The sequence below is a fragment of the Butyrivibrio sp. AE2015 genome (assembly GCF_000420825.1).
Classification (GTDB): Bacteria; Bacillota; Clostridia; order Lachnospirales; family Lachnospiraceae; genus Butyrivibrio.
Map to the genome: position 1 here is coordinate 22,912 of NZ_ATVR01000008.1, position 14,865 is coordinate 37,776.

Here is a 14,865-nt window from a genome sequence, read left to right on the forward strand (position 1 = left end):
GATGAATAGTTCTTTTAGTACAGTAACAAAAAATAAATTGGTTTCTTCGTTTGAAAACATCGAACTTGCCATTTTGAATGCAATTGATGATTATGAAAATACCCATGATAAAGAAAAGCTTAATCGTGAGTTTGGAATGACTATGCAGCTCTTAAACGGTTTTGCCAAAAATTTATCTGAGGAAATATCCTTAGGTTTTGCGGAAGGCATCTTTTATGAGCCTTATTTGTATTGCGATAAGGAAGTTGCACAGGAAATGCAGAGTGTGCTCAGAGGAATTATTCAGTTACTCATAGAGCTAATGGATAAAATAGCTAAAACTATAGAAGCAGAGCTGGATGAAGAGAGTATATTATTTCTCAGACATCTTCTTGGAGAATTATCATTGAGTATACGTTTTGATATAGTTTCACTTCCTGAAACTGTTATTGAGGGAAAAGCGGATATCGGAAATATATATGCTCAGCTGAACAGGATAAATATACATAATAATGATCATATTGTAGTTAAAAACTTGTGGCAGAATTCTGGCAGAAGAAGGCTCCCAATTTATTCCGCCAAAGATGTGGCAATAGTTATGCAGGGGCCTGTTGATTATGAGAGGGATTTTACGCTAGAAACTCTTATGAGGTATAGAAAGCTATATCCGGATGCTATGATCATTCTTTCTACCTGGTACGGGGAAGTGAACGAGAATCTTAGACATCTGCTCAGGGCTATAGATATAGAAATAGTTGAAAATGATATTCCAATAAACAGAGGTCCATCAAATATAGCATGCCAGCTTGATAGTTCACTTTTTGGGATTGAGAAAGCTAAACAAAATGAAGATATAAAGTATGTTCTAAAAACCAGAACAGATCAGGCTTTTTATTTACCGGACTTTTTACTTTATTTCAGGAATATGCTAAGTACCTATCCTGTTAATAACGAGAATATGAAATCCAGATTGATCTTTTTGGGAACCCATGGATCAATGTGCAATTATCCTTTTAGAATTACGGATTTTATGGCTTTTGGAGAGATTGAAGATGTAACAAAGCTATATGGAGCACCTAAAAAATTTGGAAGACTTGAGTTTACGCAATCAGATCCTGAAATTAAAAATGCTCACTACTATTATGTGCTGAAAAGAGCATTAGTCGACTCGTTTTTTGATTCCTGCAATATGGATGAAGTTTCCAGAAGGCAAGTTGTTGATAAAATAGGAAAAACACAGGATCCGGAATCGTTTTTGATTCAATCCTTCTGTGAACGCGTAGTGTATGGGAAGAGCATTACTTCTGATGATGACGCACTTATGCTTTATTGGAAGTTTATAAAAAACTGTGCCATTTTTATAGACCCGGATGAACTGCTATTTTTCTGGGATAAATATGGAAGCAAATATATAGACATAAGCAGCAATGTGTCTGAAGGCGGACTTACACATGCTGCCTGGATGTCTTTCTATTATTGGGATATATAGGATTAAGCAGGAAAAATAAAACCATCTGATTCAATGGCACCATTTGAGTAATTTCCCATTATATTGCTTTCCAGAACTGCCTGGTAGAACTGCTGAGGAGAGAGTTTTTCTCTGTATCGTGGGTCGCGGAAAAATTCAGTTAACTCAGGAACTGTTGCCTGATATTTTTCAAAGGTTGCAGCATCATAGTCCCTAGAGAGCCAGCCCACGTCTTCCTGAGACAACTCACTTATATCTATAAAGAAATTGGTGTTTCTAAATGACTTCCAGTTCCTCAGTTTGTATGCGGAGGTGTGACGCATGGCAACCCATGTTCCGTAGGTTTCAAATTCGGAAAATCCAAGGTCTATATTTTCACTTCCTGCAGCAGAAAAGATTTTTTCATAAAATGTTTTCCCTTCAAAAGGGGTACTTTCAATTTCTGCAATCATGTCGTGCATGAAATCTTTTTTAAATATCATATGTTCAGATACAAAGGATTTTTCTATAACTTTACTAAAACCAAATAGATTTTGAATTGTAGAAAAGTATCTGCTCTGGCATTCTGACTTTACGTCAAAGTATGGTTTTCCATCTTCAGAGAACATACTAATATGTCTGAGGGGGATGGTGTCAGCATCCCAACACAGGTAGTATTCCCCGTCACAGTAGTCTGAAAATTTCATTTTTAAAAACTGCTGATAATACCATCCTGTGCTTGAAGTACCAACCTTGTTTTTTTCAGTTAACTGTTTTGAGAGAGCAAGCTTTATTTCTTCAAAGGGCAATATTTCACGTTCATTTAAATATTCTATTTTATGATTCCCATAAATGCCGGTGTCATAATCTGATTTAATACATTCTTCTAATTCAGGAGGCCCCACAAATACTATCTTGCTTATGTCAAGACATTCAAAGAGCCTGTGATATTGTGTTTTTGTCCGGTGATAGTCTTTGGAAAGAGAAGGGATCATACATGAGAAAGTGGTCATTTTGAACTCCTTTCAGAGCCAGGTATCAGTAATATATTTCTTATAATATTATAACGTTATTTGGTATAATAATGATATAAAAAATAATTAAGAAGGGAACTTTTTTGAAAATACTGGTCGTTAATCCATATTCATATATTCATAGCGATATTATGGAAGCCCTGACTGATATGTATGGCGCAGGAAATGTGCGAGAACTTACATATCTGTTCAAAGGTAAGGATGTCTATAGCAATGAGGAATTTGCTTCATTATTTGAACAGAGATTCGCAGAACAGCAATATGACCTGGTTTTTTCTACGAATTTTTACCCGATAATTGCGACTGTTTGTCATGAACATCAGGTTCCATATATTGCGTGGACATATGATACGCCTATGAATGTACTTCCCTGTGAGCAAATGCAGTATGACACCAATTTTATTTTTTTATTCGACAGGATTGAGGTTCAGAAATATAAAAGGCTTGGTTATGACAGGTTTTGGCATATGCCGCTAGGAGTCAATACAGTTAAATATGAAAAAGTATCAGCTCAACAAAAGTTTTCCAGCAATATTTCTTTTATGGGGAAACTGTATAAATCAAGTATTGGACTTATAAAAACAGGACTATCAGGAGACCTGCTGCAATATATAGATAAGCTCGTTGATACACAGAGCAAGATACTTGATAAATACATAGTGGATGAGCTGATAACTGAGCCTATTATCGAAAGCATAAACAGCGAATATAGAAGTATAGGATATGATCTGACAGTTAATAAAGAGCAGCTATCATATGCTATCACTGAGTATGTTACATACCTTGATAGGATAAGCCTTTTGGAAGTAATGGGCAGAAGATATGATGTTCACCTGTATACCTATGAGGCAGGTGAAACAGAAAAGAGATTACTTAAAGATGTTCATATACACGGGCCTTTAGATTATACAAGTGAGATGCCGGCACTTTTTAAGTCAAGCAAAATAAATCTTAATTGGAGCCTGCGAGCGGCTCAAAGTGCAATTCCCTTAAGGGCGCTTGATATATTGGGATGTGGTGGATTTCTTTTATCTAATGCTCAGCCTGAGCTTGAAGAGTGTTTTGAAAATGGAAAAGAAGTTGTTCTATTTCACAGCATTGACGAGGCAGTGGACCTGGCAGGGTATTATTTGCAACATGATGAAGAACGTCAGCAGATTGCAGCAGCAGGACTTAAGAAAGTGCAAAATGATTTTAAATATACAGATAGATTAAAAAAGATGATAAGTGTTGCTTTATAGTTGAATGTGTTTTTGCATGGAGAATAGAGCAGATGGACAATCAAAAGCATTTTGATCTTCTCATAGTAGTAACTCCTTCAGATTGCGAGAGAGTTCTACATTTATATCCACGGCTTATTGAAAACTTTGATTATGGAAAGCTTGTGTTTATCGGTTCCGCTCAGGTTGGGAATATTGTCCTGAATCATGAGCCTATAAAGGACCATGTAAAATGGCTGGATGAAAATGAACTTCTTCCTTTTAATGAAGTACATAGCTGTATGGCAAGGCACTTAGCGCCAATCATTGGCTCAGAGCCACTTCCTCGAGGAATAACAGGCTGGTATTATCAGCAGTTCCTTAAGATGCAGTATTCAATGGTCTGCGAGGATGAATATTACATGGTCTGGGATGGGGATACTGTGCCATGCAGAAAGATAAATATGTTCAGCAAGGAGACCGGACAGCCCTACCTTGATCTTAAACATGAGTTTCATCAGGAGTATTTTGACACCATGGGTAAGATACTTCCGGGATTTAGGAAAGTCATTGAGAGATCATTTATTTCAGAGCATATGCTTTTTAAAACAGATATCATGAAAAATATGATATCTGATATAGAAAAAAATGATCAGATAAGCGGTGAGAAATTCTGGGAAAAGATAATAAATTCTATTGAACCGGAAAAGATATATGACTCTTCATTTAGTGAATTTGAGACCTATGGGACTTACGTGGCACTTAAGTCACCATCAACATACAAATTAAGGGAATGGCATTCTTTCAGGCTGGGTGCATCATTTTTTGATATGCACAAGATAAATGACAGGGATTTTGAGTGGCTATCAAAAGACTTTGACGCCATCTCTTTTGAAAAGGGACAGTCTGTCAGGGAAGATAACAGGAACTTTTTTGACAACCCTGAATATCAAAAGAAATTGTCTGCAAAGAAAATGCTTCAGCTTGCCCAAATGGAATTTAAAGACGGATATAAGGAAGTTTGGGAAGATGATGTGGAATTGTCTGCAAATACCAACGTTACTTCAGGCGGCTTTTGGAAACATGAGGATAAGGAAGACAGGATAATTATTGTAATTGTCTCCTACAATGCCAGCTTTCTTATGGAAGAAAACATTAAGAGTATAAGAAGTACGCTGAATCAGGGAACATATAAGATAGTAGTTGTGGATAATGCTTCTACTGATGGAGTGACGCAGTTTCTTGAAAAACAGGAAGATATATTGCTTATAAAAAACACTGAGAACGTAGGTTTTGGACCTGCCTGCAATCAGGCAGTTGCAGCTACGGTGGGAACTGAGTTTGAAAAGTGTGATGTTCTTCTTCTTAACAATGACACAAGACTGGTATTTGATTCAGTATACTATCTGAAAAAAGCCCTTTATTCTGCAGAGAATGTAGGTGCTGTCGGAAGCTTGTCCAATTATGCCGGTAATAAACAGCAATTGGACATCGAATTTGATACCGTAGATGAATACATAAAATATGGTGAAAAGATAAATGTACCTATGGAAAGTCCGTATCTTGAAAGATCAAGGCTTTCTGCTTTTGCTATGCTTATTCGCAGGGATGTGTGGGATGCGGTAGGCGGTTTTGATGAAGACTTTGCTCCGGGATATTACGAAGATGATGCCCTCTCCATGGAAATACTTAAGAGGGGGTACAGGCTTTTGCTTGTTCGTAACAGCTTTATTTATCACGCAGGAAGTCAGAGCTTTTTAAAGACGGATTATGAGAGGCTTTTGACTGAGCATCACGTATTATTTGAGAAAAAATATGGTTTTGATATTTTGAAGTACTGTTATGCCAGCGGAACTGTTATATCACAGATCCCATATAATAAGGATTCGAGATTTAGCCTGCTTCAGATAGGGTGTGGCCTTGGATCCGATCTGAAAGCTATCAGGAGCTTGTTCCCTAACAGCTCGCTTAGTGGAATTGAAACGAACAGAGCTCTTTTTGATATTGCAAAGAACACTGAGAATGTTTATGAAAATGTTGAAAGCTTAAGAAGTGCTGTGCAAGGAAACATCTATGATGTGGTGATCGTGGACAATAATATCTACAAGGAGTTTGATGAGGGACAGAAAAGGGATCTGGCGGACATGCTCAGGGATGGAGTTACAGTTATTGTTAAACACCCTGAGTACGAGGAATTCCCTTACGAAAAAATAAAGCTGATCATCTGGGATATGGATGAGACTTTTTGGAGTGGCATCTTAAGTGAAGGTGAGGTAGAACTTCCATTATCCAACGTAGAGCTTATTAAAAGTGCGACAGATCATGGGGTTATCAACAGCATCTCATCTAAAAATGATGAGGAACCTGTGCTTAATGAACTTAAAGGGGCGGGGATAGAAGATCTGTTTGTATTTAATAACATAAACTGGGATGACAAAGGAAAGCAGATTGAGCTAAAGATCAAGAATATGGGCCTTAGGCCAGAAAATGTTCTTTTTATAGATGATAACAATCGAAACCTGGAGGAGGCTAAGTTTTATGCCGGGGATATCATGACTGCCAGCCCTGATATCATTCCTTATCTTGCAAACTTTTTTGCAAGAACAGTAGCTAAGGATAAAAATCATTCAAGACTTGATCAGTATAAATTGCTTGAGAAAAAACTGGATGCGCAGACTTCATACGATAATAATGAGAAATTTCTGCGTGACAGTGACATAAGGATAACAGTGAATAAAGACTGCCTTAAGGAAATAGACAGGATCACTGAGCTGGTAGGCAGAAGCAATCAGCTTAACTATACAAAAAACCGTGAAAACAAGGAAATACTGACAAGGGTCATAACAAATGATTGGAACAACTGTGCCTATATCAAAGCTCAGGATAGATTTGGCGCCTATGGAATCATAGGATTTTACTGCTATGATACCCGAGAAAAACTCATGAGACATTTCCTGTTTTCATGCAGAGTAATAGGCATGGGAATTGAGCAGTATGTCTACAATATGCTTGGATGCCCTGATTTTGAGATAAAGGGGAACGTATCGGTTCAGCTTGAAAAAAATAAAGATGTAGACTGGATAAAAGAAGACGTAGAGAACGAGATAGTAAGCGATCCGGAAAAAGAGAAAAGAATCCGCATCTTAATGAAAGGCCCTTGCGATCTTGATTCTACGATTCCATACATCAGAGGCGGGAACATCACAACGGAGTTTAATTATGTAAATGAGCATGGATTCACTACCGCCGGTCAAAATCACACAATGCATATCTGGCAGGCTGCCCATATGAGTGATGAAGAGATTGAAGAGATCCTTAGCGAAGTTCCTTTTATGCAAAAAGGTGATTTTGAAACCAAATTGTTCTCTGAAGAATATCACGTAATATGCCTTAGTATGCTTCAGGATACGGGATCAGGTTTATACAGAAATAAAAAGACAGGTGCATACATCAGTTTTTCAGGATTGAAGAGACCACTGACTGATCTGGCTAACGCAGCTGACTATATGAGCGGAGTTTTACAAAATCATGCATTTCTTTTTTCAAGGGATATCATTGAAAAATTTGCAAGAGACTGGGAATTTGTTGGAACAACGCCTGTGGATCTGCTTCTTAGAAATCTTGATTATATTTATGACCATGTTAAGGGAAAACCTGAATTTATCATAATCCTTGGAAGTGAAACTGCATATGAAGGTGATAATTCAGGATTTGAGGGAGTGCTTGAGAATAACAGGCTTTATAATCCGATAATACAGGAATTTGCAGAAGATCATGAGAGAATGCATGTTATCAATATTACTGATTTCATACATTCCCAGAACGATTTTGAAGGATGCATTAATCATTTTAGCCGCAATGTTTACTTTAAGATTGCAGGAGAGATATGTCAGGTTATCAATGATTCAATCTGAGAATGGGTGAATTATGGGAGAAATAATCTACTCGGATTTTAGTTATTACTATGAAGGAGAAGGTATTTCCGAAAAGCTTTTTGATTACAGAGAAAGCATAAAGGATTATACCCTTCTTCCTATGCATAGCTTTGACAATTCCATAGATGGAGTACTTAAGAGAGCACATGCTGCACTGACGGAAAGGTATGCAGGAACTGATCCGAGTCTCTTAGTTACTTACTTTATGACATATTTACTCATAATAACAAGACATATGGAAGAGCCGGAGCCTGTAAATGTGCTGTGCCTTGGAAAAGAGCTTGAGTGGATAGGAACCTATATTTCAGAAGATATACAGAAAATGCATCCTGATTCACGTTTGCAGATCGCAGAAGATATTAGAGAATCATTAGATGAAAAGTTTGATCTGATCATTTCATTTGATGAGAAAAAATTCAGTGCCTCTGATTTTTTTGAATTTGTAAAGGAGCACAGTACTGAAAACTGCAGAGCTATTTTTATAACTGATGATATAGAAATAGTTTATGATGGTTGTTCCAGATATATTTTTGGAAGATATATAGTCTTTACTAAACATGAGAATACAGCAGCTGAATTTAGTATTGATAAGTATGTAAAGGCACTTGGAAATCCGAAGAGAACAATTAAGACAGTAGCTGCCATAACCCCACATGACAGGCCTTTTAATAACTATGAACTTATAAAGGATATTGGGGCTGTGCCATATTTGTTTTATAAAAACAAGGGCTGCACAGTTTACATGGTGGGGATTGATAAGGATTACACCTATTCTTTTGAGAGTTATGTTCAGGGTGAGGAACTGGTAAGACTGAATGACTACAGCCTTGAATCAAAAATAAAATGGCTCAATGAGTATGGAAAAGACATCGACTGTCTGATGCTTTTTGGAACTTACAGAAACAATATGGTTGTAGCAGATAAATATAAAGAATTAAGACCTGATGGCGTTATATATCTCGCGCTTGATGCCAGTGCATTCTGGATCAACAATATACCACGTTATGAAACGAACGTTGATGAGTTCTATAAAAAATGCGATATCATCGGAACTTCGACGGTTCCACTCCAAAAGTTTATAGCAAAAAAATGGAAGATGGATATAAGAGTTGTCAGATGTGGCTACTATCCATTCGGCTTATCTGAGATGATGGCTCCTGTTTATGAGAAAAAGAAAAACGTGATACTTACTGTTGGAAGGGTTGGAACTCAGCATAAAAGAACAGATATTTTACTCCAGTCTTTTGCACAGGCCTATTCAGAGATATCTGATTGGAAACTTAGAATTGTAGGTCCTGTTGAGAGTGAATTTTATGGATATATTGATGAGTTCATGCAGGAACATCCATATATGGAGGATTCAATTTCTTTTGTTGGAGAGGTTGAGGATAAAGAAATTCTTCATCAGGAATTTATGGATAGCAAGGTATTCATTTTGACTTCAGAGCAGGAAGGATTCCCTAACGTTATTCCCGAGGCAATGAGCGCAGGGTGTGCAATACTTGTAACAGATTTGGATAATAGCGATGAGATGATCGACTACGGCAACTGCGGTTTAAAAGCCTCCATCAATAATATTCAAAAGATAGCAGATAATATCAGATCCTTGTGTAACGATGAAGCAATGTTAAAAAGAATGTGTGAGAACTCTTACAGAACATATCAGGAGAAGTTTGATTACAACCTGATAATTGATAATCTCTATGATGAACTTATCAGGGTTTAGGAGAAAATATAGATGTCAGACAATAAACCACTAATATCTGTGATAATGCCTGTAAAAAACAATGAAAAGTATTTTCCAAAAGCTGTCCAAAGCGTGCTGAATCAGACTTTTGATAATTGGGAGCTGGTAATTGTCGAGGGGAACTCCTGCGATAGTACAGGGAAAATTGCAGATGAATATGCAGTAGCTGATAATAGAATAGTTGCGCTTCATGAAGATGAATGGATATATGAGAGCCTGAATATAGGCATTTCAAGATCAAAAGGTGAGTATGTTACTTTCCTTAATTCAGACGATCTTCTTATGCCCGGTGCTCTTTCCAAAGCATCTGAGTTTATAGAGAAGTATGGAGTGGATCTATTTTTGTTTGCAGTTTCAACAACAGTATGTGATGAAGATCAAGTTATATTAAGCGATGATTCCAAAGAAATAATCAGCCTGATGCCAAACGAGTTTGTACTGAACAATTTCGATGAGTGCAAGGCTAACTGGGGCACAATCATGAGAATCGGGCTTCTTAATAATCAGCTCAACGTATATAGGAAGAACCTTATCAAAGACCTTAGATTTAGAAATGATATATTCGGGGCAGATTACTATTTCAATCTTCAGATGCTTCCTAAGATGAATTCTATAGGATATTATCCTGAATGCCTGTACAGATTTAATGCATATCAGGGTGTCAAGGGGATGAATGCATCAGTTGGCAAGTATTATTCATATAAGCACCAAATGTACAATGACTTTTACTATAAGAGTATCGAATTATTTGCTACCTATGGATGCCTAACACCTGATGTACTAAAGATGCGCAGGAAGATCAGGATAATGGAATTTAGCGCAGAGATTGATACCTATCAGTTTGAAAACTGCAATCTATCCTTGGAGCAGAAGCTCTGGGATATATTCAGATATACCGCTGAACTTAGTGACATCCTGAGTGCGGAAAAAGAATTTGCAAATATTGAAAATAAGGTTCTGGCTGTTTGCTATGCTCTTATATCAAGCAGTGATGAGAATCCGGGAAAAATGGCAAATGTATGCGATGGCATAAGGGCAATTTTTGATATCAGCAAAGGAAAAACTCCGGATGTAAAAAGAATATTTGATATGGTACAGGACTATCATAATCCTGCACATATTGGAATAACTATATGTAATAAATTGTTAGGATGATATGAATATGGCTGATACATTACCAATCCTGGTTTTTAAAGGTGATAATTCTCTTTGTTATGGAATACTTACTTCCTTTAGTGAACAGCTTAAAGATGCCCTCATTTCTATTGGCGAAGAGGTCATATATGTTGACCCTGCTGAAACTTCTGTAGAAGAACTTATTGGGAAGCGATATAAAGCTATCATCGCATTTATGGAAAACATTTTTTACAGCGTCCTTGATGATGGTAGTTTTGTCTTTGATTCATTTTATGGCCCAAAGTTCAATTATTGGACAGATTATCCCGCCTTTTATTACAGATATGTCCAGAAGGTTCCTAAAGACTATTACATCTTGACGCAGGATAGAAACTACGTGAAATTCATAAACAGGTACTATAAAAATGTGAGAGCTTTTTTTCTTCCGCCGGGGGGAAAAAAGATTGATGAACTCATACCCTTTAACGAAAGAAAATATGATCTGTCTTTTGCGGGCTCTTTTTCTAATTGGGAGAGATGTGTTAAGAGTTTTAATTTAAAGGATGAGACTACAAAAATACTGGTTGATAACTATTTGGAATTTATGGTTACAAACCCTGATTATACAACAGAAGATGCTTTTAGTGCTGTACTTGAAAAATTAGGGGTAAACTTGACAGATGATCAGTTTGTACAGGAACTGTCAAAACTTCACAGACTTGCTGAACTAGGTGCAGCAAAGTTATATCGTCAGGGAATTCTTCAAACAATACTTGATAGTGGAATAACTGTGGATGTGTTTGGAGACAGTTGGAAAGATGCCCCTTTTGCTGGCAATAAATATTTGAGGATTCACCAGGAGATACCTGCTGATAAAGTAAGCACGATATATGCCAATTCCAAAATGAGTCTTAATATCATGACCTGGCACAAAGATAGTATCACTGAGAGGGTGCTTGATGCCATGATGGCAAGAAGTATAGTTATTTCAGATTACACACCTGCTTTAAGCGAGAGTTTTGAGAATGAAAAAGAAATTCTTCTCTTTTCCCTAAATGATATTGCGGCAATTCCTGATATGGTCAGAAGAAACATTCAGAATTCTCAAATTGCAGATCTTGCTCATGAAAAAGCGAAAGCTGATTTTTCCTGGACTAAATTTGCTGAGAGATTTTTGAAAATAATAGAAATGATAAATGAATGAAGGAGTCTAAGGTGAATATTATCACGGCTTTGAATAAAAGGTATATTCCTTATACAACTGTAATGCTGACTTCTCTTGCAATGAACAATCCTGAAAAAATAGATGTATATTTGCTAAACAGTGAATTATCTGATGAAGATATTGCCTGCATGCAGAATGCCCTCAAAAACTATGCAGTCATGCTTCATGGATTAAAAGTTGAGAGGGAATTGTTCAGTGAAAGACTTCCTCATGATGAACAGTGGAGCATTGAAACCTACTATAGGCTTGCCATGCTGGATATTTTACCTGAATGTGTAGAGAGAATCCTTTATCTGGATGGGGATATGGTAATAAATAAACCCTTACAGGAAATATATTCTTTAGATTTTGAAGGGAAGAATATATTGGCTTGTGATGATAAGTGCGGACATAATACTCCTGATAGTTATGGCCCTAAAAATAATCAAATGCTTAAAGAGGCTTATGAAAATGGCTATAGATATTTTAATGCAGGTGTAATGCTTCTTAATATCAAACAGATGAGAAAACAGTATAGTTTTCAGGTTTATTTGGATGCGATAGAATCATGGAATTATGAGATGGAGGCACCGGATCAGGATATTCTTAATTGGGTTCATTGGAAAGAAGTAGAGTACCTTGATTACAGTAAGTATGATCTGTTTGCACGAGTTGCACATTCGGCGGATGTGACTTATGAAGAAGTAAAAAATAATGTTGCAATAATTCATTTTGCCGGAGATAAACCTTGGGCAAATGGAAGCTATCACTTTGATATAGAAAAAATCTGGTGGGATTATGCAAAAGAGACGCCTTATTATAGAGTACTTTTAGAAGAATTTGTGGATTCTGCCATGACTGATCCTTCTATTGAGACTATGATCAGAGATTTGGTTTCAAAGAATGAAGACCAGAAAAAGACATTAGACCTTGTGATGGGGAAAATAAAAGGTATGATAACATGAAATTTTTATTATATCTTTTACAGGTAAGAGAGCATTTCCTGAACGCGTGTCATGAAGTTAAAATCCTTTGATATGCGTTCAAAGCCTTTTTGGGCAATCTTCATTCTTTCATTATCGTGTCTTAAGCAATAGTCTATTTTTTCTATGGCATCCTCAACAGATTCGTATGTGACAATCTCATCAGGATCAAAAAAATCATCCATCTCAGGCTGATGATTTGTAATAAGAAACCCTCCACATCCTAAAACATCGACTACCCGTAAAGGAATTCCTGTGCGGTTGGCCCTGGTTGTAGGATTAAGGTTTATCTTACAGCTCTTAAAAACCTGTGGCATTTCTTCGTGATAAGAGACAGGTCCGTTTATTGAGATATTATGAGAACTTAGGACTTGCCTATCCTGATCATTTATTTCCGCTATGTACAATCTTGTGTCAAAGCCTCTTTCTCCGCACATATTAAGAAGCACCAGGCGATCCAGGTGCGTAAGGTGAGCACAAACAGAAAAAAACAACTGATCTTTTGAGGGCTGTATAGCAGTTTCTGACTGCGACTTAAAATATGAATTTACATCCCCTATAAAGTCATCAGTCAGGGCTGAGTCTATGACAAAGCTGCCACTTTTTTTCATCTGGACAGCAACGATTGCATCCATGTACTTTTGCTGCTCAGGTGACATTATGGCCTTAAGACTATAGAATGTATCTGAAAAGTATAATCCACCGACAAGAGAAACGTCTGAGGAAAACTTTTTGGGGTTTGGGCCAATTGTGGATAACCTTTCGACATTTGCTGCGAGAGGGAGATAATAAACGGTATCTAACCCCAAATCATTTTTGTAATGCTGATACTCATATCTTGAAAAGAAAAAGATATGGTTAGTTGGGAAATCCATTGTTTCTATGGATGGCAGATCTGCTGGACTGTCATATACCCATGAGAAATAAGGGATATTCTTTTCTTTGCACGGCAAAGATACCACAGGATAGTAATTAGTGGTAAATACCAGATCTATTTCATTCTCTGCTAAATCTTTATTTATCACAAAAGAAAAATCTTCGTCGTGATACCTGTCTTTTACAGGATAAAAGCGTGTGATACATTTATGTCCCAGCTTTTTTAAGCAATACTCCATGTCTTTTATCTGAAAAGAGCCAAACAGGTCGTAAATTAGCACATTCATCGCAAATCCCTCTGACTATAATTATCACATATATTATCGATATTTCCAATCAAATAAATCGTAATAAAATCAAAAATGCCTTATAATATAAGTGGGAGATTATGCGCTGTTTAGGAGACATGATGGAGAAGGGTAGAAATCTTGGCTTAAAAGAGCATAAATGCAGAGTGTGCGGCATGACAGGCAGCTTTCAGTCATATCTGGCAAAAGAGATGATGATGGGAACAGAGGATGAGTTTGAATATTTTGTCTGTGACAACTGTGGCTGTATACAAATATCTGAAGTGCCAGAGAATCTTGGATACTACTATAGTGGAGAATATTATAGCTACCAGTTTGAGGCTGATGAGGAATCATTATCTGAAATAAATATTGATGATAACCAAAAGATACTTGATGTTGGGTGTGGAAGCGGAAGCTGGCTTTATGAAATGGCAAAACAGGGATGTGGAAACCTGTATGGATGCGATCCTTTTATCGAAAGAGATATTGTCTATTCGAATCGCGTGCATATAAGAAAATGCGATATTACAGAGATGGAAGGCGATGGCACCTTTGATCTGATAAGAATGGGAGATTCGCTTGAGCATGTCACAAATCCACAAGAAGTTATGCATAATGCTAACAGACTACTTAAGGATGGGGGCCAATTGTGGATCAAAATACCTATTTTCCCGAATTTTTTATTTGATATGTTTGGAACATACTGGTATCAGTTAGATGCACCAAGGCATATTTTTATACCATCAGTCAAAACTTTGAAACTGTTGGCTGATAATAATGGATTTGAAATACTGAGAATAGAATATAAAACAACTAACGGATGTATGGTGAGAAGCTTTCTCTATCAGCATGGTATTACCTATAGGGACCAGACTGAAGAAGTAAGAAAGAAGTATTTTTCTGATGAGACTATTCCTAAAGTTAATGAGATATGCAAAAAGGAAGATGCTAACCGATATGGAGACCACGTTGATATTTGGATGAAAAAAGACACCGCTTTTTAAAGGATTGTTGGTGTCTAATTATGTTGGCTTTCTGGAATGGTTGTCAGAACA

10 protein-coding genes are annotated in these 14,865 nt (G+C 36.9%); 8 read left to right on the forward strand and 2 right to left on the reverse strand.

Annotated features, from left to right (window positions below):
- The first annotated feature begins 1 nt into the window (after position 1).
- Positions 2-1,468 (forward strand): WavE lipopolysaccharide synthesis family protein, encoded by a 1,467-nt coding sequence (locus tag G585_RS18805; RefSeq protein WP_022773639.1) that lies wholly within the window; start codon positions 2-4, stop codon positions 1,466-1,468.
- A gap of 2 nt (positions 1,469-1,470) precedes the next feature.
- Here G585_RS18805 and G585_RS18810 read toward each other — a convergent pair whose 3' ends face one another.
- Positions 1,471-2,439, reverse strand: a complete 969-nt coding sequence (locus tag G585_RS18810) for a DUF6492 family protein (protein WP_022773640.1) — start codon at positions 2,437-2,439, stop codon at positions 1,471-1,473.
- Between the two features lie 104 nt (positions 2,440-2,543).
- On the opposite strand from G585_RS18810, the gene G585_RS0105835 reads away from it, so the two are divergent.
- Genes G585_RS0105835 through G585_RS0105860 form a run of 6 tightly spaced genes read left to right on the forward strand, consistent with a single transcriptional unit; the run spans position 2,544 to position 12,626 of the window.
- A complete protein-coding gene (locus tag G585_RS0105835) occupies positions 2,544-3,701 on the forward strand; it encodes a CgeB family protein (protein ID WP_022773642.1) in 1,158 nt (385 codons plus the stop codon).
- 32 nt (positions 3,702-3,733) lie between these two features.
- Positions 3,734-7,573: a DUF6492 family protein gene (locus G585_RS0105840; RefSeq protein WP_022773643.1), complete on the forward strand. Its 3,840-nt coding sequence runs from the start codon at positions 3,734-3,736 to the stop codon at positions 7,571-7,573.
- Positions 7,574-7,586: 13 nt separating this feature from the next.
- Entirely contained in the window at positions 7,587-9,320 is a 1,734-nt protein-coding gene (locus G585_RS0105845) for a glycosyltransferase family 4 protein (protein WP_022773644.1), read from the forward strand.
- A 12-nt stretch (positions 9,321-9,332) separates the two neighbouring features.
- Positions 9,333-10,496, forward strand: a complete 1,164-nt coding sequence (locus G585_RS0105850; protein ID WP_022773646.1) for a glycosyltransferase family 2 protein — start codon at positions 9,333-9,335, stop codon at positions 10,494-10,496.
- 7 nt (positions 10,497-10,503) lie between these two features.
- A complete protein-coding gene (locus G585_RS0105855) occupies positions 10,504-11,661 on the forward strand; it encodes a glycosyltransferase family protein (RefSeq protein ID WP_022773647.1) in 1,158 nt (385 codons plus the stop codon).
- Positions 11,662-11,672: 11 nt separating this feature from the next.
- Positions 11,673-12,626 (forward strand): glycosyltransferase family 8 protein, encoded by a 954-nt coding sequence (locus G585_RS0105860; protein WP_196802890.1) that lies wholly within the window; start codon positions 11,673-11,675, stop codon positions 12,624-12,626.
- Between the two features lie 17 nt (positions 12,627-12,643).
- Here G585_RS0105860 and G585_RS18815 read toward each other — a convergent pair whose 3' ends face one another.
- Positions 12,644-13,807: a CgeB family protein gene (locus G585_RS18815; protein WP_022773650.1), complete on the reverse strand. Its 1,164-nt coding sequence runs from the start codon at positions 13,805-13,807 to the stop codon at positions 12,644-12,646.
- 122 nt (positions 13,808-13,929) lie between these two features.
- On the opposite strand from G585_RS18815, the gene G585_RS0105870 reads away from it, so the two are divergent.
- Positions 13,930-14,814 carry a methyltransferase domain-containing protein gene (locus tag G585_RS0105870; RefSeq protein ID WP_022773653.1) on the forward strand — a complete coding sequence of 295 codons (885 nt, stop codon included), beginning with the start codon at positions 13,930-13,932 and terminating at the stop codon, positions 14,812-14,814.
- The last annotated feature ends 51 nt before the right edge of the window (positions 14,815-14,865 follow it).